Here is a 23890-nt window from a genome sequence, read left to right as displayed (position 1 = left end):
GGTCACTCATCTAATTTTATTTCTCCTTCAAACACAGTCACAGCATCACCCGTAAGGTAAACGCGGTTGTCGTCCTCACTCCACTCGATCTCCAGATCACCGCCCCGCAATTGTACGGTTGCAGACCGGCCCACCAAACCATTAAGGACGCCCGCAACCACCGCAGCACAAGCCCCGGTACCGCAAGCCAGCGTCTCACCGGCACCGCGCTCCCAAACACGCATTTTCAACCAACGATCCGAAACCACCTCCACAAATTCGGTATTGGTACGATTAGGGAAATAGGGTGAATGCTCGACAACCGGTCCAATTTCTGGCAAATCAAGCTCATCTATCTTATCCATAAAAAGCACGGCATGCGGATTTCCCATGGAGACACTTGTCACCTCATAGGTAGTATCGTCGCTTACCGGCAAAAGGCATTTTATTACAGGAGACTGCTTGAAAGCAGCAGGGATGGACGAAGCATCCAGAACAGGCATACCCATATCCACGGTTACTTTTTCGACCTCATTTTCCTCGTTCATCCAAAGCTTCAACACCTTAACACCGGCAAGCGTTTCCAGCGTAATCTCGGTCTTATCGGTCAGGCCCTTTTCGTAAACATACTTTCCTATACACCGGGAAGCATTACCACACATCTCCGACTCCGATCCGTCGGAGTTAAACATGCGCATTTTAAAATCACAATCTTCGGAAGGCAGTATCACAACCAACCCATCGGAACCAATACCCTTGTGCCGGTCGCTTAATCTCAAGGACAGCTCCGATAGATTTTCAATATTTTCCACAAAACCGTTTATATAGATATAATCGTTACCGGTCCCGTGCATTTTTGTAAATTTCATAATGATTAACTTTACGCACTTAAAATTTCATTTTTCTCATTTATTATACAAAATTAATCATAAAGATTAGATTAAGCAATTTTACAATCTTTTTTCTTTTCAATAATACTAGATTTGCATCTATTCTCACCGATCAGTTAAACACTAAGACAAAATGTTACCGGATTCATATAAGCATCGTGAGATCCGGAAAAACTTTTTCAGCGAAAGGCGCATCCACCGGCATCCGACTATCATCAAAAGATATTGATGGACTAATCACTTTCGAGAGTGATTATTTTTGTAAATATTTTTTCCGGTAACCAACTGGAGTATAACCTGTGTTTTTTTTAAATATCCGGTAAACATTTCTAACATCATTAAACCCCATTTCAATGGCAATATCCAACAAATCCTTATCCGTTGTCAGCAGCTCAGTAGATATTAAGTCCACCTTTTTATCCAATATAAACTGATAGACTGAAGTACCAGTTGCCTCCCTGAATTTCTTCTCGAGATTTCTGCGCGAAAGCGGGACTATTTCAGCCAACTTGTCAATGGAGATATTAAGCCTGATATTCTCATTGATATAATCAATCACCGTTTTTATATAGTTGTCAGAAATATTGTACTTCTCTGTGGATTGCCTCAATTCAATGCGAACCGGATCGATGTTGATATTGAAAGGGATGTTGTTTTTGTTCAGGATCAAATTCTGTAACATTTTTCCGGTTTGATACCCTCCGTTTTCATCATCCGTAACAATGGACGAAATGGAAGGATGCGACAAGTTGCATATCAGCTCGTCATTATCCACACCCAGCAACGACAATTCATCCGGTATATTGATATTATTTACCTTGCACATTTCCGATACCTGCAAAGCGAAGTTATCATCGCATGCAAACAGAGCCACCGGCTTGGGCAAATCCTGCAGCCAGTTGTCCAACTCAACATGTTCCTTGCTCCACTGCATGCTATCCAACAACTCAGACTCAAAATAATAATAATTCCCCCTTATCCTTTCTACTTCACGACGATAACCTTCTGCCTTGGCTTTCGACCAGAAGAAATTTTTATTCCCGTAAAAAGCAAAGTTTTTAAAATGCCTTTTCGCAAAAAAATGGGCTGCCATCACACCCACACCGATATAATCACCGGATATTCTCGAAAATCGCCCACTAATATTTTTGTAACTCTGTAAAAAAACAGGAATATCAAGTTGGTCAAGAAAATCTACCCCTTCATACTCCCATTGAGCTATAACAGCATCTATCCCCCACTCTTTAATTCGCTCCACAATACCGGCTTCACCGTACAATGCCTTATAATAGGATGGTAGACGATAAAATATCCAAGGGCCATTTTCATTGGCGTATTGAATTAAACCCGTCAGGAAACGTCGACTAAACTTAGTTGAGGAATCTATCAGTACCAATATTTTTATTGTCATAGCTTTGAAACTTATTTTCGCAATACTCCTAAAAGATCAAAAACTGTAATACTATTATATATTTAACATCAATAGTCCGTTAAAAATTTACTATATGAGTCATGCAGCAATGGCTGCAAACTCCACGGGTTCTTTAACAAGTTTATCATTTAATCTTCTGTTCGGCTTTATGCCGGACACGCAAATAAATCGTTCAAGCAGATACGCATTGTGAATCATAGTTTTACAGGAAGCCATTGAAAAAAGGATGCCCTTTTCTTTTGCCAACACCTTTGCCAGGTTTACTGATGTAAGAGAAGCATTAAAGTTGAAAGATAATTTTGAAACATCTCTTGCCTGGGATTGCATAAGTCCTGTAAAAGACTTGGCATCACGGAAACAAAATTCAATTTGAAAACGGGTACGGTAGTATTCTATTACATCTTTACCGCTCATGTGGGGGTTAGTTGAGAAAAACAGCTTAGGCTTTTTTGAGTCCTTAGAATACCAGATAACAAGTCGTACCATCTGCTTTAGTGATTTTGAGTAGGCTGTCAGCGTATATAGCCCTCCATTATCGACAGCTATTTTCTCAGCTCTTGATTTATCAAGATTTGCCATGTCAATCTTGCCGTCGTATAGCTTAGGTCTGCCTCTTTTACCTGTTGGGCCCTCCAGTGTAGGATAAAACAAAACGGCATCATCCCTGAAACGGCTGATAAGATGGAAGTCCATTTCTTTTAAACCGGAAGCGAAACTGATTTTGGAGAAATAGGAATCAGCTACCACATAAGGGCTTATCTTGTGAAGTTTTTCTTCCATTGATTTTAGTACAAGAAGGTACCAATCAATCAGGTTGATATCGTTGCTCTCCAGCGTTTTACCATCCGGTGTCTGAACAGCCTGAAGACTGATGCAGTCTTTATTGTCTATGTCAATGAGGCCTACTCCGAGAATTTCCAATCCTTTTTTTGCCCCTCCGGCTGTGCCCGACCAGAAGTAACCAATCCAGGGAGTACACTTTCCTGACTTGGATATATAACTGGGGTCAATGGCTATGGCCTTACGATCGCCGTTTAATATCCGTTCAGACAAGGAAAGGTTAAACGAAAGCCAATCAAAATCCTTCGAGAAGTTTTGACGGAATCGTTGTTCACACGATTTGCCATACCTTCCCATCTGGAGGAAATTAATCCTGCCAGGGATGATTGTGTATAAAATTAATGTCTCCATAAGGAACGATTTGAAACTTTTGTTTAACTTCGTAGCTAGTTTATTTAAAACGTCACTACAGATATCCCTATATTGGTTAAGTATGCTGGTTTTGTCCATCTTTAAAGTGTTTGCAATTACTATAAAGATACTGAATATCAGCTGCTTAACCTTATTTTTTATGTTAAATCATATTGTATAAATCATTGATTATTAATTAGTTAATTGAATGTTTACCGAACTATTGGAACATGTAAAGTTAGTTAAATTACTTATATGTGACAATTAAATTAAGTATTTATACGTGTTCTGTCAGTATTATTTCGATTTTCATCAATTAATCTAACGCAATAGCATCTACTTTTGTTTAAGATTATATTTTATGCTTCAATAGTTCGTTATAAAGTTCTTGATCAACATGGAAAAACTTCTTGGCAATAGCAAGCAGCAGGTAATCGCAGATGGTGATCCATATCTGCGAGTATACTTTCTGGCTGGTTCCGTAGAACGCCTTGATGTTAAGATGTTGTTTGATCCATTTGAAGAAACATTCCACTTGCCAACGTTCCCTATAAAGTTCAGCAATGGTCAGGTAAGAATGTGTGAAGTCATTGGTCAGGAACCGATAGACATTTCCCGTGGCATAATCCTCATACACAACCATGCGGAGTGTATCCGGATACCATCGGGAGGTTTTCAGTCCCGTCAGTCTGATAGTGGAATCGCTAACAACTCCGCTACTTTTATCAACCGGATGCTCTTCTACCACCTCATGCTTCATGTTGTCCTTAGTCCTGGTGACGAAGAAAGCCTGTTGGCGATGAAAGTGGCAGAACAACCGCTTGAAATCCACATATCCCTTATCCATGAGGTAGTAATTGCCAGGCTCTACGGGAACGAGGCTCATAGCCTTGGAGTCATGGACTGCAGCCTCCGTCAGATAAATAAATGTGGGAATCGCTCCCCGCAAATCCAGCAGGGTATGCATCTTTACACCACCTTTATCATGATGAAGTCTTGCCTATGGACAGAGTTGCAGGCAAAGTTTCATCGTACTGCTGTCGAAGGCATAGACGATTCCGTCCACGTCGAGTCTGGAAGGCTCGTTGCGGTACAGGTATCTCGCTTGTGCGATCAATATCTGACCGAAGTCGTGATAGATGCGCCAGTCCCTGGTCCCGTTGATATGTGCCAAAGTCGAGCGTTGTATATATTTTATTCCGGAAGAGTACAACTTGGAGGACAGGGCAACCAGCGTTGCATCAATGCTGCGCAGGCTATCCTGACCGGTGAACTGGGCAAAACTCATCACCATGAACTGATCTCTGCATTTGAACCTACGCATTTGTCAAGCTCATATCTCGGTATGAGCGACATTATATGAGCGAATACGGTCTTTCCCTGATTCATGATTTCTATCTCTTGCAATACTATTTGCAAAAGTATAAATTCAAATCCCGGAAAATATTTATTCACGTAATGCATTAATATAAACTAATTTAAATCATGTCTGAGAAAATTTCTTTGGACAGCAGTGTATTTTAAATATAAACTAAAGACTTATGAAACACAAAACCAAGTTTTTTAATTTTAAGAACGTTCAATATTTAGTATGTTCAATTCTTGTATTCAACTTTCTATTTGCCGGAAATAAAAACGCTTTTGCCTCATCATCAAATCTAGGCTTTTTATTAGAGAGTGGTCAATCAGAAAAAAAATTAATATCAGGAACTGTTACCGATACTAATGGACAGTCACTGCCGGGAGTTACTGTTGTAATCAAAGGAACTACTGTTGGAACTGTTACCAATGAAAATGGTTATTACCAATTGAGTATTCCCGTAAATGTGAATTTTTTGGTATTTTCTTTTGTAGGAATGGAGAGTCAAGAGATTGTGATTGGGGGACAGTCGACAATTAATGTGGTGATGGTGGAAAAAGCGATTGCTCTGGGAGAATTGGTTGCCATTGGTTATGGAAAACAATCTAGGGAGTTATTGACCATGTCAGTTTCAAAAATTGATACACTGGCATTTGAAAATGTGCCTTATTCAAATGTGGCTTATGTACTTCAGGGAACATCAGGAGTTAGAGTTACCAGCACCTCAGGTCAACCAGGTGCTTCACCCTTAATCGTTATTCGGGGTGGAACTTCTTTAGATCCTAATTCCTCTTATCCATTATATGTTATTGATGGTGTTATTTCACCTGATATGTCAGGTTTAAATAATAATGACATTGAATCAATTGAAATTCTTAAAGATGCTGCTTCAACTGCAATATATGGAGCCAGAGGATCTAACGGAGTCGTTCTTATTTCTACTAAAGGAGGAAAATCAGGACGAACTAAGATAAATTATAGCTACAATCTGACATTATCAAATTATGAATCAAGGTTAGAAATGATGTCGGCAAGAGATTTTATCTACTATCAACGTTTAGGAATTGTTCAAGCTGCTAGGAAATGGCCTTTTTTTGAATCTATACTCCACAATGCTTCTAGCGCAGGAACAGGAAATGATTTGTCAAAACATACTTTCTATACAACTCAATACTTGACTCCTGAAAACCAACACAAATTACATGAAGGTTGGGAAAGTATGCCTGATCCCATCGATGAAAGCAAAACCATTATATTTAAAAATACGGATTGGAGAGATGTAATCTTCAGAACCAGTGTTTCTAACAATCACAATATTTCAGCCTCTGGTGGAACTGATCGGTCTAATTATTCCGTTTCTTTAGGATATCTTGATGTTAATGGGGTTGCAATTGGAACAGGATTTAATCGCCTTTCCTTGAACACTAAAGGAGAAGCAAAAGTCCTTGAAAATCTGTCTGTCACTGGAAATGTTCGATATTCTTCTGGAAAAACAACAGGAGTTAATAGTGAGAGTGTGATTTTTGGAAGGATGCTACAAGTTGCACCTACTGCAAAATACAAATTTGAAGATGGAACTCTCGCACATGGGGATAGTGGTAACAAGGGAAATCCTGAATATAGATTAAATATTACACCTTCAGGAGGTTTGTCCGAACTATCAACATTCACTTTAGGAGCTCAATGGGGTATTCTTCCAAATTTATCTTTTAATCCGCAAGCTTCTATTCTTACAAGGCAGAATAGAAACTGGAGTTTCGTTAAAGCAAATTACGATGCAAACAATTATGATGATACACGATCTGCTTCAGAATCTAGACAAACTTATTATGCCAAACAACTTGACGGTGTACTTACATACAATGAGTCGTTAAATAATATTCATAATTTAAGTGTTACCGCTGGATTTTCATTTTTAGAAACAGAAGAAAATAATCTATCAGGTTCCGCACGAGGGGCTGCGACTGACCATATATATACCTTAAATGCAAGTGCGATTCCCGTAGGCGTAAGTAGTGCCCAAGCATTTTATAGGTACATGGGGTATTTTAGCCGATTTGATTATAATTATAAAAACAAGTATTTGGCAACTCTTAATGCTCGGTATGATGGTGCTTCAAATCTAGGATCTAGTCATAAATGGGGGCTTTTCCCAGGCATTTCTGGTGGCTGGAATTTACATAGTGAGGATTTTTGGGAATTCATAAAACCTGTTGTTTCAAAATTGAAACTAAGAGCGAGTTACGGCGTGAATGGAAATACGAATGCCATAGGACCCTATCAATCACAAGGATCTTATAGCGTAGGCCAGAAATATAATGGAATAGGTGCAGTTGTGAATACTGTTCTAGAGAATCCTGATCTAAAATGGGAAACAGCAACCACTTTTAATATAGGAATGGATTTAGGATTAATAGGCAACAAGATTAATTTCATTTTTGATATTTATAGAAAGGTTACCGATAATCTACTTTCAGGTAGAACACTACCTCACGAAACAGGATTTAGTAATATAATTACTAATTTGGGATCAATAGAAAACAAAGGCCTTGATTTAGAAGTTAATTTTAAACCTTTATCAAACAATAGTTTGTTTAAATGGGATATTTCACTAAATGGGTCATATGTTGAGCACAAAATATTAAAACTTCCACCAAATGGAATTGAAAATAATAGAATTGGAGGAATCTATATCTGGGATGATGAATTGAAAGATTACGCATGGAAAGGAGGCCTTCAAGAAGGTGGTAAAATGGGTGAACTTTATGCATATAGGCCAATTGGATTATTTCATTCTGATGAGGATGCCCAAAATTCAAAACCTGATATCTTAATTGAAGGAGATGATAAGATTACTAAATATGGAGGAGATACAAAATGGGATGATCGAGACGGGAATGGAATAATTGATCAAAAGGATCGTGTTTACGCGGGTTCTATATATCCTAAATGGACAGGTGGAGCTACAAATACTTTTTCGTATAAAAATTTCTACTTTACATGTCGCGTAGATTTCGCATTAGGACACACAATTTATAATTACATGAGGGCAACAACAACAGGACAATTTGCGGGAGATTTGGGATTATCAATTGACGCTGCCCGTTCTTGGTTAAAGCCAGGAGATGAGGAACATACAGATATTCCAAGGTTATATTACGGTGACTGGCAGGCGAATCTAAATAGAGGTAGTACAATAATGCATGAAAAAGGTGACTACTTAGCTATCAGAGAGTTAACACTTTCTTATCAAATTCCCTCGCAATTATTGCAAAAAATAAAAATTAGCAATTTAAGATTTAACTTAACAGGTCAAAACTTGCATTATTTTACTAATTATAAGGGGATTAATCCTGAATTTGGCGGAACTGACAATGGTTCATATCCTATTTCAGCAAGCTATATTCTTGGTGCATCAATTACTTTTTAATAATTTAAATGAATATTGAGATGAAAAAATATATAATAATTTATCTATTAGGGCTCACGTTTACTTTTTGTACAAGCACTTTGGAATTAGAGCCTGTCAGCCAAATATCTTCTGCTTCTTATTGGAAAACGGAATCAGATGTTAATGGAATGCTAGCCGCTATGTATAGTCAATTAAGAGAAGAAACGACACAAAATATTTATATATGGGGAGAGTTAAGAAGCGATGCCTTAGGCACAAGTGTTGGGTCACCTATCTGGCAGAATTGGTACTTGAATGTACTAGACCAACATAATTCGGGAGCTAGCTTTTTTGGAACGCCAATAACTTGGGCGGGCCTATATTCAATTATTCACTCATGTAATTTAATTTTAAAATATACTCCGAACATTGATTTTGCTTTAGAAGAGAAAAAAGATTTTGCAATTGCTGAAGCTTATGCAATGAGAGCTTATGTTTATTTTGTTATGGCAAGAACTTGGGGAGGAGTTCCATTAATGACAGAGCCTGTCAGTGGAAAATTGGAGGATATTCAAAAGCCAAGAGCTTCCGTCAACACTGTTTTTGAACTTATTAAAAGTGATATTGATCAAGCATCTGCATTATTCCATACACATCAGTTTGTTAAAGGTAGAACGATGTGGTCATTACCATCTCTAAACGCACTAAAGGCTGAAGTATATTTATGGACAGCTAAGAAGCTTAACGGAGGAGAGACCGATTTCACAGTTGCTTTAAATGCATGCAATGAAGTACAAAAAGCTGATGTGTCTTTACTTAATGAGTTTGCGGAAGTTTTTGAATATGGTAATAAAGAAAATAATGAAATTATTTTTGCAATAAGTCGAAGTTGGGAAGAGACTCCCAATACTCCTTGTATTTATAAATGGATGGCTCCTGCAGAAATATTTTTACCTAATGACCTTGATGAGAATGTCCGTAGTAGAATTGAGCCATATTCCGGCACTCCTTTTATGGGACCATCAGATATAGCCAGAAATAAGTTCAATATTGATGATAAAAGAAAAAACGTAACATTACTTGAATTATTTACTTATTCTCCAGATGGTGAAAAGACGTTTCATTCATCATATTTAGAGAAATTTACGGGAACTGTTGTATCTGGTGTGAGAGATTATACTGACGACTACATTATTTATAGATATGCCGATGTGCTTTTAATGAAGGCGGAAGCTAAAAATGCTTTAGATCAGGATCCTAGCCATGAAATAAATGAAATTAGAAAACGAGCTTATGGAGAAAAATATCAGGATTATACTTTTGTAGCTGGAAGTAAAGTCCAGAATGATGAAGAAATTTTAAATGAAAGATTTCTTGAATTAATGTTTGAAGGAAAGCGTTGGTGGGATTTAGTTCGTTTTGATAAAGCTTTTGATCTAGTCCCATCGCTCCAAGATAAAAAAGGGCAAGATAACTTGTTGTTATTTCCTATTCCAATAGAAACCATGAGTTTAAATGATAATCTTGAGCAGAATCCAGGATTTGAATAAATAGCTCAACTTTCGCATGTATTACAACTACTGCTAAATTTTCCGACAGTAAAATTCTAACACCCCATTTCAGTTAGCAAACGCCAAATAGTTTGCGTTCACCATATTAAATAAAAATGACCAAATATGAAAAATAATTTTAATAAGCACAATTTCTTGATAGTTTTATCTATTTCTTTTAATATATTCCTTTGTTATGCTTTCAAGCCAGAAATTCAGAAGTTTGAAGACGATTTGACTCAAATTTCTGTAAATCCCATCACCGTAAGTTCGGATTTACAACTTTTTATTGATAATTTTATTATAAGTGAATTAAAAGGCGGAACTGATTTAAGATTACATCACCCCACTGCCAAAGAAATTGTACTGGAAAATAATAATCCTTGGGAGGGTAGTGGGTCTGGATTTTACAGTGTTTTTCAAGACGGTAATTTATACCGGATGTACTATAGTGCTTGGAATTTCATAATTGAACATGAGGGAGTTTCCGATACTCCATATTACCTTTGTTATGCTGAAAGTGATGACGGTATTCATTGGCGTAAACCTAATTTAAATCTTGTTGAATTCCAGGGTTCTAAAAATAACAATATTGTTATGTCTAGCGGTAAATTGGGAGACGTTTATCCGGATTTAGGACATCATGCTGTATTTAAAGATAATAATCCTAATGTAGCTCCAGATGCTGTTTATAAAGCTTTCATACGAGATTGGTCAATAGAAAGTGGAATGAAAGGATTACTCGCTTTTAAATCTTCAGATGGATTTCATTGGGAACTTATGAGTGACAAAGTTGTAATTACAAACGGCGCTTTTGATTCTCAAAACCTAGCTTTTTGGGATCAGGTACGTGGTGAGTATCGTGCCTATTGGAGATATATGGAAGAGGGCCCGATAAGATCAATTAGAACTGCAACTTCAAAGGATTATATTCACTGGGAAAATGAAAAAGATCTTAAGTATTTTGATGCTCCACAAGAACAACTGTATGTCAATGTAATTAAACCTTATTACAGGGCGCCCTATATGTTTATTGGATTCCCTATAAGATATGTTGAAAGAGGTTGGTCCAAATCTATGGAAAAGCTTCCTAATCCTGCTGATAGATTATTTAGATCTTTAAAAGAGTCACGTTTCGGAACAGCTATTACAGAAAGCTTGTTAATGGTTAGTAGGGATGGGCATAATTTTAAAAGATGGCAAGAAGCATTTCTGCGACCAGGTATCGAACGAACTGGATCTTGGAGTTACGGTGATCAATATATGGCTTGGTCAATGGTTGAAACAAAATCACAAATGGAGGGTGCGCCCAATGAAATTTCATTCTATGCTGTTGAAGGCAATTGGGGGACAATAAAAAAGGATATGAATGTTCTGAGGCGCTATACCCTGCGTCTTGATGGTTTTGTTTCTGCAAGCGCACCAATGTCTGGCGGAGAACTAATTACAAAACCTTTGATTTTCGATGGTGATAAATTATTACTTAATTTCTCTACTTCTGCTGCAGGAGAAGTTAAAGTAGAATTACAAGATATCAATGGAAAGCCTATTTCAGGATTTACCCTCGATGATTGTGAATCAACATTTGGTGACACGACAGAACGAATTGTCTATTGGAAAAATGGAGCAGATGTTTCAAAGTTAAAAGGTAAATCAATTCGAATAAGATTCTTTATGAAAGATGCAGACATTTATTCCTTTAAATTTAGTAATGCGAATCGGTAGTTGAAACTATTCGCGAGTTTATTTAGTTAAAGCATTCAAAATCAATGAAACAAGTGCGCTGAATATTTGCTCAATCCCCTGAAAAATCATTAATTTAAAACATAACTGTCCGGAGAAATTTTACCATAATGAAAGTTGATCAACGAGCTCTGCCTCCGGAGTATTAACACAGAGCGTAGGTTGATTGAATATATCACGGATATTTCCTCTTTTGAAGAGGATCTGTCCGATAGAGTTTGAGATTGTATGAAGACTTGGCTCCAACATAAATCGCTTCCTAGCTATAATAAGCAAAAGATAGTCACATATGGCAATCCATATCTGTGTGAAAACTGCATTCATAGAGGTACCATAGAAAGTTTTAACATGGAGGTGCTGTTTTATCCATTTGAAAAACAGTTCAATCTGCCATCTTTCCCTATACAGATCGGCGATTGTCAGTGCCTCCAGCTGGAAGTTGTTAGACAAGAATCTATATACGATACCGGTGCTGAAATCTTCATATATGACGAGCCTGAGAGTGTCGGGGTACTTGCTGGAGGTTTTTACGGCCGTCAGTCGTATCGTTTGATCAGAGATCAGGCCTGCATCCGGGTCAACTTTCCTACGTTCCAGGATCTCATATACCATGTTGTCTTTTGCCCTGGTGACAAAGTAGGCATTCTTGAGATGAAAGTGCTTGTAAAGTGCATCAAACTTCACATATCCTTTGTCCATCAGGTAGTACGCGTTAGGCTCTACGGGGATTTTGTCCATGACCTTCGAATCGTGAATACGACCGTCAGTAAGACGGACGAATGTCGGAATAGAGCCTCTGATATCCATCAGCGTATGCATTTTGAACGCACCTCTACCATGATGGAAAGTGGCCCACGGGCAAAGCTTGAGACACAATTCAATGGTGCTGCTGTCAAAGGCATAAACCATCTCCTCAAGATCGACACGAAGCTTTTGGTCGGTATAAAGTTTCTTTGCTTCCCTTATCAAAACTTGTGCAAAGTCCTGATAAATACGTCAATCCTTCTTCTCGTTCACTTCTGCAAGCGTGGACCTGGGCATTGCCTTGAGTCCCGATCTGTAGAGGTCCTGAGTGCAGAGGTTGAGAGTTGTTTCAATGTCTCTCAGACCGGAACGGTCTGTGAACTGTGCAAAGCTCATCACCATGAACTGATCACGGCATTTGAACTTTATAGAGTGTTTGTCGCCCTTGTAGTGGTCAACACACTTCTTAAACTCATATTCATTAACAAGAGACATAATTTGTGCAAAGATTGTTTTTCCTTTATTCATAGCCTGCAGAATGTGGCTCAAATGCCGATTCACAAAACTATGATTTCTAATCGAAAAATAATTTCAGCCTCGTAAAATATTGAATTTTATATTAATAAACCCTGTTTGAGAATTTTTCTCCGGACAGCAATGATGTGAATAATAAGAAATTTTCAAGAAAAGAGTTTATATTGATGTTACCTAGTATTATGATATTTCCAAAAATACTTGGGGTAAAACCTTTGATTTATAATACTAATAATAAGATAAAGGACCTATTGAAGCAGAGTAACCCTATTAAGGTTGTATTTACTGGCGATAGTGTGACTCAAGGGGCTTTACACACATACGGGATGCGTAGTTATCCAGAAATATTTGCTGAACGGGTTAGATGGGAAATGAATCGTATTTATGATATAATTATAAACAGTGGAATAAACGGAACCAATAGCTCGGACTTACTTAATGCTTATGAATTGTGTATTGGTCAATTTAATCCTGATATAGTTTCAATAATGTTCGGAATTAATGATTGCCAAGCAGTTGGAATAACTCCTTCCGTTTTTGAAAATAATCTTAATAGAATTGTTGACAAAATAATAAATAATCATTCAATTCCAATATTGCAAACACCCAATGCAATTGACAATAAAGGAGTAGTTAAAATGAAAACTGCTTCACGTGAAAAACTGCCAGAATATGTAGATGTTATTATTAAGGTTGCCAAAAAAAAGAATGTGATTTTAGTAGATAATTGGACATATTGGAAAACAAAAGGATTAGATGTTTTTGGGAAGTGGTTGGATGATCCGCTTCACCCAAATGCTGAAGGACATTTAGAGATAGCACGCTTGATTTTTAGAACTTTATCAATTTATGATGCTCGATCATTCACTTGCTCGGGAAAACATTAAATTTACAAAAATATGAATACGAATAGAGTTATTTTGCTTATTACTATTATCGTTTTGGTATTGCTGGGTTGTAACTCTCCATTATACAACGATGAGGAACCAACTTATAGTATTATACCTAATCCAGTATCTGTTAAAGTACAGGATGGAAATTTTTCATTGAATAATTCTACTCAGATACTTGCGCTAGGAAAAGATGTTCTACCATTAGCTAAGATGTTTGCTGATGAACTTAATAATTTTATCGGAATAGATTTAAAAGTTATTGAGAAGAATGTTCGGTATTCAAAAAATACAATAATTTTTAAAATTGACACTGCTTCATTAGGAATTTTAGGCCCAGAAGGGTATAAGTTACAGGTCACGCCAAAAAAAATTATTGTCCTTGCTCCTAAATCTCAAGGTCTATTTTATGGTTTTCAATCACTTCTGCAGTTACTTCCAATAAATAATAATTCTTCAAATTGTAAATTCTCTAATAAAGAAATAGATAGAAATGAATGGAAAATTCCATGTTTGGATATTCTTGATTATCCAAGGTTTGAATGGAGAGGTTTAATGCTCGATGTCAGTAGACACTTCTTTTCTAAAGAATTTGTAAAACAATATATCGATGAATTGTCAAAATATAAATTCAACATCTTTCATTTACATTTGTCCGATGATCAGGGTTGGCGAATTCAGATAAACAGCTTTCCTCGATTAACGGAAATAGGTGCATGGCGTGTTCCCCGAATGGGAAAATGGTGGTCTTTTCAACCCCCACAACCAAATGAAAAGGCAACTTATGGTGGATTTTATACAAAAGATGATATCAAAGAGATAGTGCAATATGCACAAGAACGCTTTGTTACGGTAGTTCCCGAGATAGATGTTCCAGGTCACAGTCTTGCAGCTATTGCTGCTTACCCCCATTTGTCTTGCACAAAAGAAGATTACAAAGTTAATCCGGGGAGCAGATTTTACGGAGTGGATAACAATACTTTATGCGTTGGACAAGAGACTACATTCGAATTTCTGGACAAAGTGTTTTCAGAAGTAGCTGATTTATTCCCATCTGAATACATACATGTAGGAGGAGATGAATGTTTTAAAGACTTTTGGGAGACCTGCAATTTTTGTATGAAACGAATGGAAGAAAATGGCTTGTCAAACACCGATGAGCTGCAAAGTTATTTAATAAAAAGAGTAGAGGTTATATTAAAGAAGAAAGGGAAAAAACTTATAGGATGGGATGAAATTTTGGAGGGTGGGCTATCCCCTGAGGCAACTGTTATGAGTTGGAGAGGTATAGATGGTGGAATTAAAGCCGCCAAAATGGGGCATCATGTCATTATGACTCCTAACTACCACACCTATCTTGATCTTTATCAAGGCGATCATATAATTGAACCAGAAACATATAGCTTATTGAGACTTGAGAATTGTTATAATTTCGATCTTGTGCCTCCTAATGTAAATGAAGAATATATTTTAGGAGGACAAGGTAATTTGTGGACAGAATCAGTGCCCAATTCACGACATGCTGAATACATGACTTGGCCTAGAGCATTGGCATTATCAGAGGTTTTTTGGTCTCCTAATGAAAAGCGTGAATGGAATGATTTCATCAGACGGATGGAGGTAAGATTTAATTATTTTGATAAAAATGAAATTAATTATGCCAGAAGCGTATTTGATGCGATTATTAGTGGAATAAAAGGAACAGATGACTCATTAAAAGTTAAATTGAGAACAGAAATATCTGGTCTAGATATCCATTATACATTTGATGAAACAAATCCGGATAAATTTAGTCCTAAATACGAAGGTATACCTCTATATATTCCCAAGGGAGCTTCACAAATAAAAGTTAGAACTTACCGGAATAATCAACCTGTTGGTAATCAGATTAATTGTCCACTAAACATGCTTGATCAACGAATTGAAAAATGAATAAAAAGGTTTTGGTGTCAGCGCATGTAAATCTTCAGCATAAAGTTACCGATTAAGCCAAGCATACTCTATAAAATATAAAATAATTATAAATGAAAAAACGTAAATCATACATACTTGTAACTCTCTTTGTTATGTGCCATGCTTTAAGTGCTCAGATGAATTCACTTAAGTGGTGGAATCCAATCCAAAGCGAAGTTCTTGTGGTTGAAGGACAGGTATGCCCTAGTAAATCCTCTAACACGTATAATCGTCTTCCCGAAAGAGTGAAAGATGACGTTCGAGAAGTTGTCTGGACAAAATCACAAGAATCTTCTGGGTTAGCCATAAGATTTAAAACCAACTCATCGGAAATCAGAATTCGTTACCAAGTTAAGAATAAATTTGAGTTTGAGCATATGCCTGCTACCGGAGTTAGCGGTTTAGACCTTTATTCTTTAGAAAAAAATGGTTCACGGAGATGGGCTGGGGCTACTTACACATTTGGTGATACAATTCATTACTCTTACTCTGCAATTAAACCAGAATTAAGAGAGTACATTTTGTATTTACCATTGTATAATAAAGTAGAGTGGTTAAATATTGGTGTAGTTAAAGATGCTAATTTTGTGCCAATCAAAGCAAGAGAAGAACAACAGATCGTTGTGTATGGAACATCTATTGCTCAAGGAGGGTGTGCTTCTCGTCCAGGAATGGCATGGACTGCTCAGTTGGGGAGAGCACTTCAAAGTCCTGTAATCAATCTTGGTTTTTCCAGTAACGGAATTTTGGAAATGCCTCTAATTAAACTGATGGCAGAAACTGATGCTAAAATATTCATTCTCGACTGTTTGCCGAATTTAACTTCATTTAGTGAAAAAATAATAAAGGATAAAATTATTAATGCAGTCAGTTATCTCCATTCCAAAAGGCCAAAAACACCAATATTATTAGCAGAACACGCTGATGCAAATATTGATTTATTGAATTCAGACTTAGACAATAGTTTCAAAAAAATTAATAAACTAATGCATGATGTTTTCTGTGAAATAAAATCAAAAGGATTTCAGAATATTTATTTATTAACGAGTGAAGATATTGGGTTGGATTCTGAAAGTACAGTGGATGGACAACATCCAAACGACCTAGGAATGAAGCGTTATGCACTGGCTTATGAAAAAAAAATACGTGGAATTTGGAGTGGGCAAATAATAAAGGACCAAAAAATTGATATTGATTCTGATTCTATAAAATTCTCTGATTGGTTCGGATTTAAACGGAGGGATTTTGTCTTTAATGGAAGAGACTGTATTTTGATAAAACCTCACAATTCAATTGACGGAAATCCGTGGGTATGGAGAACAGAGTTTTTTGGTCATGAACCGCAGGTTGATAGCACACTATTATCCAAAGGGTTTCATTTAGCATACATCAATATGTGTGATATGTATGGAGCCCCTGCTTCCTTAGATATAATGGATTCATTCTATCAATATCTGGTTAGCATTGAACACTTAAACTGTAAAACAGTTTTGGAGGGATTTAGTAGAGGTGGTTTGTTCGCCCTTAATTGGGCGGCACGGAATCCGGACAGAGTAAAATGTATTTATCTTGATGCCCCGGTTTGTGATTTTAAAAGCTGGCCAGGTGGTTTAGGAAAAAGCGAGAAGTATCCTTCAGACTGGATGAAATTGAAAAGCGTTTACGGATTTAAAAATGATAAACAAGCGATTGAGTATAAGTATAATCCGGTAGATAATCTTGCTCCACTTGCGGGATATAAAATTCCTATCCTTAGTGTTTGTGGTGCTAGTGACTCAATAGTTCCCATGATTGAAAACACCTCTCTTCTTGAGAAACGCTATAAAATGCTGGGAGGTGAGATCAAAGTGATTTCAAAAATGGGCGTTGGTCATCATCCACATAGCCTGAAAAATCCAGAACCTATCGTTTCATTTATTCTTGAGAAAGTAAAGCTTAAATTTTAAAATTAAATATTTAAATGAACAAGTTCGTAAATTCAATTAGTAAATGCAACTAAATATCATTTATTAATGGTCAAAAAGATTCCCAAGGGAACGCGTTCCCTTGGGAAAGTTGGCCAAAATGTTTATAATAGTTGTATTATGAAAAAATTTAAACAATTGACCGTAGAGCGAAGATACCAAATATCAGCTCTACTTCAAAGGGGAAGTACACAAAAACAGATTGCAGGGATTGTAGGAGTATCGGAATCAACCATAAGTCGGGAGTTGTCCCGCAATAAAGCCAAGCGTGGGAAGTATTCTGCGGCTCGCGCTCAAATGCTTGCCGATGAACGCAAGGAACGCTTCAAGCGCAAGCGTAGCTTCAGTTCATCCATGCAGCGGTTCATTGACAAAAAACTACGGGAAGAACAGTGGTCTCCCGAACAGATTAACGGCTATTGCAAAGTCAACGGCATTGAGATGGTAAGCGTGGAAAGGATTTATCAGCACATTCGCAAAGACAAGGCGCAAGGAGGAGATTTATACACTTTCTTACGCCACAAGCTCAAGCACAGAAGACGCCCGGTATCGGATACCCGGGTACACATTAAAGACAGGGTGGGGATTGAACACCGACCGGCAATCGTAGACCAGAAAAAACGATTTGGAGATTTGGAAATCGATACCGTAATCGGCAAAGACGGCAAGGGTGCCATCTTAACCATCGTGGAGCGAACCAAGGCGTTTGTGCTAATGGAAAAATTGGAAAAGGGGAAGAATGCCGAGGCAGTAAAGGAGACTGTCATCCGTCTGTTAATGCCTTATAAAGGAAAGATTCACACCATAACATCCGATAACGGCAAGGAGTTTGCAGAACACAAAGCCATTGCAAGCGCTTTGGATATTGATTTTTACTTTGCCAATCCATACAGTTCCTGGGAAAGAGGATTGAACGAATACACCAATAAACTCGTACGCCAATACATCCCGAAAGGAACTGACTTTAATGATGTTAATAGTGAAAAAGTGAAGGAGATACAATACAAATTAAACCGAAGACCAAGAAAAAAATTGAACTATAAAACACCGGCTCAATTATTTTTTGCATCTTTGGAAAATAAAATTGCATTTGCGAGTTGAATCTACGGTTTGAATTATTGCAATATAAAAGTGGAATTGTTTATCTATACCCTTTACCTTCTCCAAAAAGCAAGCATATATCTTTAATAATAGGAAAATTATATAATATTGAAATATGAGATTTTATACGATTTTATTGACATTCATATCTATTTTTTTTGTTTCTTGTATGAACATCAACAAATACAATAAAAATGATATAATTATTGAGAATGAACAAGTAAGGTTGTTGATTGGCAATGATGGCATTGTTAAAAGCTTAATCTATAAACCTACAAATGAGGAGTGTCTTGTTTCGGGAGAAAATATTCCGATATTTACTGTTACCCAAGAAAGGCCATATAATAATGAAGTTAAACTCTCCCATCCTAATAAAAGAACAACTTACTTTGCTGATACTATTTACAGAGAGGGCAATAATCTCATTGTCGGCTTTGAAGTTCTTCCGTACGAAGCCATTATAAAAGTAAAAGAAACTCCTGATTACCTAGGTTTCCGCTTAGAAGATTTTATCGTCAACCCTGAAGATTATCGAGTTCTGATTACTCCTCCACCTACTTCAGAACTACGTATTTTACAATTACCCATCCGGAATAGAACACATTTTGGTGAATGGCTTAATGTTAGCTGGGATGAGGATTTAGCAATTAATGTTTTAGCAACCGATCAATATGCTCGAATAGATTCTGAAAGGCGTAACGGTTATCGGATCATGAGTGCAGATGCTGTAAAGGATGTCAAATTGAGAGATGTTGGTGTAGCTTTGATTGTTAGCGAAACCAAGGATCTTTTAGACAAAATTGCTGTAGTTGAAGAAGATTTTAATATGCCCCGAGGAGTTGAGAGTCGGCGCCATAGTCAAAACAAATTATCCTATTACTGGTCTAGCGATGTAAATCCTGAGAATCTCAGTCAACATCTTAAGTATGCTAAAATGGGAGGATTTCGTCACATTATGATGTACTATCCATCATTTGTGACAAATTTAGGAAATTATGAATTAAACAGATGGATTTATCCAAATGGGGAGGAAGATTTAAGTGATATGTTGAAAGATATCGAAAAAGAGGGAATTGTTCCAGGGTTTCATTTTCTTCATACACATATTGCTAGAAATAGCGATTATGTTACCCCGATTCCCGATCATCGTCTCAACATGCTTAGGTATTTCACTTTGGCAGAAGCTCTGCGCATAGATGATACAGAAATTTACATCGAGCAAAACCCGGTTGAATGCACAATGGCTGATCATACCAGAGTATTAAAAATCGGAACAGAATTAATATCCTATGAAGGATTTACCATAACCCAACCCTACAAGTTTTTTGGATGTAAGAGAGGAATTGATAACACAACAATTAATTCGCAGCCCAAGGGTTATATCTTTGGACTGTTAGATGTAACTGAATTTGGTGGTTCAAGTATTTATATCGATCAGAATACAGATTTACAAGATGAAATTGCCAACAAGATTGCAGACATATATAATTTAGGATTTAAATCTATCTATTTTGACGGTTCTGAGGGAGTTAATGATCCCTTTTGGTTTCATATTGCTTCGGCGCAGTATAAAATTTTTAAACGACTGGATCCTCAACCAATATTTACGGAAGGTGCTGCAAAAACACACTTTAGCTGGCATATGCTGAGTGGTGGAAATGCTTTTGACGTTTTTGATCCAAAAACAATGAAAGAAGACGCACGTAAATGGCCTGGGGAACAAGCACCCCGCATGCAAGAAGACTTTACGCGTATAAACTTTGGTTGGCTCGGTTATTTTTCTCCTGATGGAAAAAGTGCCGGCACACAACCTGATATGCTAGAGTATGTTACTAGTAGGGCTGCTGCATGGGATTGCCCAGTCTCCATGCAGTCTAACTTACAGGTATTTAAAGAGCATCCACGTACAGTTGACAACCTGGAGGTGTTGCGTCGCTGGGAAGATGTACGTACACAAAATTGGTTAACAAATCAACAAAAAAAGATGCTGCAAAATTACGATCAAGAACATATTTTGTTGATTAATGAATATAAGAAGTATGAACTACAACCCTATGAACAGATTAAAAAGGTTGCTAGAGGGAGTAAAGAAATACGGGCTTTTGTTTTTGAACGGAATGAAGATCTATATGTTGTGTATTGGCACGTTTCAGGTAACAGTAATCTTAAATTAGTATTGGACAGAACTGATGTTGAGCTATTTGAAACTTTTGGAGTAAAAAAAGAAGTGGTTACTGAAAATGATGGCTCTATTATAATTCCTCTCTCCAACCGCCATTTCTTAAAAGCAAAAAATATAACCAAAAAGGAGCTTATAAATGCATTTGTTAATGCTGAATTTATTAATTAAATTTTAATTATGAGTAAAATAGCGATTTCACAAAATGAGTTTAATGAAAGAATTAACAAGTTTCAGGCGAATATCAAAAATGAAAATTTATATGCCGGTTTGGTACATGTCATTGAGTAGGATATGACTCATATAAGAAATTTAAGCGAGTACTGCCCCTGCTTTGAAGCGACTGCTATTTTTGTGTCTGGCACGGGAGATCCGGTACTGATTGAGATACTAAAACGGCCTCTATACTACGTAACAAAGCGTTTTGAAACATAGAGATGCGATACTATATAGAGAGTTGGCACAATCCGAAGCATCCGGTATGTTCATCCTATAACCTTTAAAAATTTAGGGGAACCATATGTCACGGAAGGAATTAATTTGTAATTCATAACTGAAGCAACATAAAAGTAACAAAGCATTAAAAATGATTGAAATGAAAAGTAAGTTAAAAAAAAACGCACAAATTATTATTTCACTATTTGTGTTTTTTATAAGTTGTCAAAATAGAGAAAACTGTGACAATATTGGAATAAAAAGCTTTCAACTTGTCGGAACCGAACAGATCTTTGAACAGGAGGGTGATAATATTTTTATATATGTTCCTTATGAAACGGATATCTCCCAAATAAAAACAAATATCATCATATCTGATAAAGCAACCATCAGCCCGACGAGCGGTTCATCAGTAGATTTTACATATCCGCAAAAATATACAGTAAAGAAAAATGATGGAAGCAAGAAAGACTTTTTAGTGACCGTGAAACGAAGTCCGTGGAAGCAGGTGATTGAAAACGGGGCGGCTCCATTTTTAAAAGTGGATGGTCACTCGTTAGTTGTTTTTAAAAACAAGATGTGGCTGTTAAGTGGTTGGTTAGGAAAATATGATAACGATAAAGCCACCTATACGTCAGATGGCGTGAAGAATTATTGGACATCTCAGGTATGGTGTACATCTGATGGTATCCACTGGGAGTCAAAAGGAAATGCTCCATGGGCTGGAAGACATGGATTTGGATGTGTCGTATATGATGATAAACTTTGGGTGATAGGAGGAGATGAAAATACAGATGTCTGGAACACAGAAGATGGTATGCACTGGAATAAAATTACAAATAAAGTTCCGTGGGGAAAGAGATATTTTCCGTATATTGTTAGTTTCAAAGGTAAAATATGGGTAATGGGCGGTGTACGTATTGATTTCTCTGCCGGAAATGAGATGCGTGATAAATATAATGATATTTGGTCAACAAAGGATGGCGTTCATTGGAATCAAGAAGTTGAACATGCAAAATGGGCACCTCGTGGATTAGTCAGTGGATCTGCAATATTGAATGATGAACTTTATGTTTACGGAGGTTGTATTCTTGATAGTTATGCATACAATGACGTCTGGAAAACAAGCGATGGGATAAATTGGACAAAAGTAATCTCTCATGCACCTTGGCCTCCCAGAACTTGGGGCTCAATAACAAGTTTTGATAATAAGTTATGGATAATTGCTGGCGATTTTGATGTAGAAAAAAAGTTGCTTAATGATGTTTGGTACAGTTCAGATGGTGTATCATGGACAGAACAAAAAGGGATTTTCTGGAAACCACGACATGCTACGTCCATTGTTGGGTTTAACAATAAATTATGGTTAGTCGGAGGTTTAATATCTAGACCGCAAGATAACTGGGGGGACGTTTCAAATGAAGTCTGGGTAATGGATATAAATTAATCTTATTCATGCGAATCAGTAGTTGAAACTGTTTGCGAGTTTATTTAGTTAAAGTATTCATAATCAATGAAATAAGCGCGCTGAATATTTGCCCAATCCCCTGAAAATCATTAGTTTAGAAGAAAATTACCACAAATTCTCTAAATAATGATTCCCGGGAAGAAAGGGCTTAAACTGATACAGATTTATATGTATATATGTGATTTATACGACCAGGAACTGAAATATTATTGCCAAAGGTACAGTAATAATTCGAATCCGACTTTCACCGACCAGGAGATAATGACCATCTACCTGTTTGCAGGACATTGTCAAAAGTATTTCCAAATCAGGGATATACATGGCTTTGCATCAGAATATTTTTCCTCCTGGTTTCTTGAATTGCCTTCATACCGGACCTTTAATCTCAGATTAAACCGTCTTGGCGAGGCTTTCAGGATATTATCCAAAAGATTGATATCTTCATTCATGCCAGCTGATTGTGACAAGGGCATATCCCTTGTCGATTTCCTACCCATCATAACCTGCGCGGGTAGGAACAGGAAAGGAAAAGTTGCCCCGGAGATAACCTCTAAAGGCTACTGTTCTACAAAGAACATGTATTATCAAGGGTTGAAACTCCATGCACTGACTTCGCGCAGGGAAGGTAAAATTCTCTTTCCCGACTCTCTTATGTTTACTCCTGCCCGGGATAACGAACTGACTGTTTTTAAACAGGTCCGGAGTGATTACATCTCCGATACCGTAATCTTTGGGGACAGGATATACTCTGACTTTGAATACTTCAATGATGAGAGGAAACAAAAACAGAATATTGAAATGTTTACTCCCCTTAAGGCTGTCAAGGAGCAATCCGATCAGGAAAGACAAAGTAGCCAGGCCTATAACGACCTGTTCTCCACAGCCGTTTCCAGAGTCAGGCAACCCATAGAATCATTCTTCAACTGGCTGAACGAAAAAACAACTATTCAAAGAGTGCAAAAAGTAAGATCCACGAAAGGATTACTTATACATATGATGGGCAAAATTGCCATCGCATTCATTTATCTAATTTTTTAAAATACTGATTCGCATTATTCAATAAAAGGACACCGATAACGATTGCCG

General features: G+C 37.1%; 17 protein-coding genes. 10 read left to right on the top strand and 7 right to left on the bottom strand.

All coding sequences use genetic code 11. The annotated features are described in order from the left end of the window. Positions 1-2: 2 nt before the first annotated feature. The 5 genes from dapF to AACM02_RS06310 form a co-directional block, all read right to left on the bottom strand. A complete protein-coding gene (gene dapF, locus AACM02_RS06330; protein WP_214062169.1) occupies positions 3-848 on the bottom strand; it encodes a diaminopimelate epimerase in 846 nt (281 codons plus the stop codon). Positions 849-1122: 274 nt separating this feature from the next. Next, positions 1123-2280, bottom strand: a complete 1158-nt coding sequence (locus tag AACM02_RS06325; RefSeq protein WP_339116421.1) for a DNA-binding transcriptional regulator — start codon at positions 2278-2280, stop codon at positions 1123-1125. Positions 2281-2379: 99 nt separating this feature from the next. After that, positions 2380-3591, bottom strand: a complete 1212-nt coding sequence (locus AACM02_RS06320) for a transposase (RefSeq protein ID WP_339116420.1) — start codon at positions 3589-3591, stop codon at positions 2380-2382. A gap of 253 nt (positions 3592-3844) precedes the next feature. After that, entirely contained in the window at positions 3845-4459 is a 615-nt protein-coding gene (locus tag AACM02_RS06315) for an IS4 family transposase (RefSeq protein WP_339116419.1), read from the bottom strand. Positions 4460-4492: 33 nt separating this feature from the next. Continuing rightward, entirely contained in the window at positions 4493-4816 is a 324-nt protein-coding gene (locus AACM02_RS06310) for a DUF4372 domain-containing protein (protein WP_339116418.1), read from the bottom strand. A gap of 217 nt (positions 4817-5033) precedes the next feature. Here AACM02_RS06310 and AACM02_RS06305 point away from each other — a divergent pair, with 217 nt between their 5' ends. From AACM02_RS06305 to AACM02_RS06295, 3 genes are all read left to right on the top strand, one after another. Next, positions 5034-8282 (top strand): TonB-dependent receptor, encoded by a 3249-nt coding sequence (locus tag AACM02_RS06305; RefSeq protein ID WP_339116417.1) that lies wholly within the window; start codon positions 5034-5036, stop codon positions 8280-8282. Between the two features lie 20 nt (positions 8283-8302). Further along, positions 8303-9793, top strand: coding sequence for a RagB/SusD family nutrient uptake outer membrane protein (locus tag AACM02_RS06300; RefSeq protein WP_339116416.1), 1491 nt, complete (start codon positions 8303-8305; stop codon positions 9791-9793). A 126-nt stretch (positions 9794-9919) separates the two neighbouring features. Next, the gene (locus tag AACM02_RS06295) at positions 9920-11518 is read left to right on the top strand and encodes a hypothetical protein (protein WP_339116415.1); all 1599 of its coding nucleotides are present in this window, start codon (positions 9920-9922) and stop codon (positions 11516-11518) included. Between the two features lie 120 nt (positions 11519-11638). Here AACM02_RS06295 and AACM02_RS06290 read toward each other — a convergent pair whose 3' ends face one another. Beyond that, the gene (locus tag AACM02_RS06290; RefSeq protein WP_339117440.1) at positions 11639-12529 is read right to left on the bottom strand and encodes an IS4 family transposase; all 891 of its coding nucleotides are present in this window, start codon (positions 12527-12529) and stop codon (positions 11639-11641) included. Between the two features lie 3 nt (positions 12530-12532). Next, on the bottom strand, positions 12533-12808 hold the full coding sequence (locus tag AACM02_RS06285; protein ID WP_339116414.1) for a DUF4372 domain-containing protein: 276 nt from the start codon (positions 12806-12808) through the stop codon (positions 12533-12535). Positions 12809-12942: 134 nt separating this feature from the next. On the opposite strand from AACM02_RS06285, the gene AACM02_RS06280 reads away from it, so the two are divergent. From AACM02_RS06280 to AACM02_RS06250, 7 genes are all read left to right on the top strand, one after another. Continuing rightward, positions 12943-13701 (top strand): SGNH/GDSL hydrolase family protein, encoded by a 759-nt coding sequence (locus AACM02_RS06280; RefSeq protein ID WP_339116413.1) that lies wholly within the window; start codon positions 12943-12945, stop codon positions 13699-13701. Between the two features lie 12 nt (positions 13702-13713). After that, positions 13714-15636, top strand: a complete 1923-nt coding sequence (locus AACM02_RS06275; protein WP_339116412.1) for a family 20 glycosylhydrolase — start codon at positions 13714-13716, stop codon at positions 15634-15636. A gap of 92 nt (positions 15637-15728) precedes the next feature. After that, positions 15729-17603, top strand: a complete 1875-nt coding sequence (locus AACM02_RS06270; RefSeq protein WP_339116411.1) for an SGNH/GDSL hydrolase family protein — start codon at positions 15729-15731, stop codon at positions 17601-17603. A 138-nt stretch (positions 17604-17741) separates the two neighbouring features. Then, a complete protein-coding gene (locus AACM02_RS06265) occupies positions 17742-18722 on the top strand; it encodes an IS30 family transposase (RefSeq protein WP_076932160.1) in 981 nt (326 codons plus the stop codon). A 169-nt stretch (positions 18723-18891) separates the two neighbouring features. Next, positions 18892-21072 carry a hypothetical protein gene (locus AACM02_RS06260; protein ID WP_339116410.1) on the top strand — a complete coding sequence of 727 codons (2181 nt, stop codon included), beginning with the start codon at positions 18892-18894 and terminating at the stop codon, positions 21070-21072. A 424-nt stretch (positions 21073-21496) separates the two neighbouring features. Next, a complete protein-coding gene (locus tag AACM02_RS06255) occupies positions 21497-22783 on the top strand; it encodes a kelch repeat-containing protein (protein ID WP_339116409.1) in 1287 nt (428 codons plus the stop codon). Between the two features lie 147 nt (positions 22784-22930). Then, positions 22931-23842: a transposase gene (locus tag AACM02_RS06250; protein WP_339116408.1), complete on the top strand. Its 912-nt coding sequence runs from the start codon at positions 22931-22933 to the stop codon at positions 23840-23842. Positions 23843-23890 lie beyond the last annotated feature (48 nt).

Origin of the sequence: Petrimonas sp., from assembly GCF_963921705.1 — a bacterium.
In the GTDB taxonomy this organism is placed as follows: Bacteria; Bacteroidota; Bacteroidia; order Bacteroidales; family Dysgonomonadaceae; genus Petrimonas; species Petrimonas sulfuriphila.
The sequence above is the reverse complement of the archived record's forward strand: the minus strand, read 5'-3'. Positions and strand labels throughout refer to the sequence as shown.